This is a genomic window from Peribacillus sp. SIMBA_075, from assembly GCF_046534585.1.
Genome location: NZ_JAWRYN010000251.1, coordinates 1 through 345, shown reverse-complemented (window position 1 = coordinate 345; position 345 = coordinate 1). Strand labels below are relative to the sequence as shown.

General features: G+C 29.6%; 1 protein-coding gene. It reads right to left on the bottom strand.

The genetic code is table 11. The features are described from left to right. Nucleotides 1-293 (bottom strand): ATP-grasp domain-containing protein (locus SB775_RS28110; protein ID WP_410864447.1); only part of this gene is annotated, 293 nt, incomplete at its 3' end. Nucleotides 294-345: the final 52 nt, after the last annotated feature.

The following is a 345-nucleotide window of genomic DNA, read 5'->3' as shown; positions in this document are numbered from 1 at the left end:
CCTCCAAAACGAGGATTTACTTCCGATATATAGTATTCATTATTTTTTTTGAAGACATCGATATCAATTACACCTTGAAAACCAGCTATCTTAACAAAATTAGCTACTAAATATAGAAGTTTCTCATCTTTGACTGAAACAGATTTATCAGTTTCTCCTGCTCTCATCTTCAATTTTTCTTTAGCAAAAATTGCTACAGTATCATTAGAAAATTCATCAATATAGACGTCTATTCCATATTCTGATTCCTTCATATATTCTTGAATCATTAGATTCCTATATTGCTTAAACATTACCTCCACCTCTTCTTTTGAAGAGATTAAATTAATATTATTACTTGCGCTG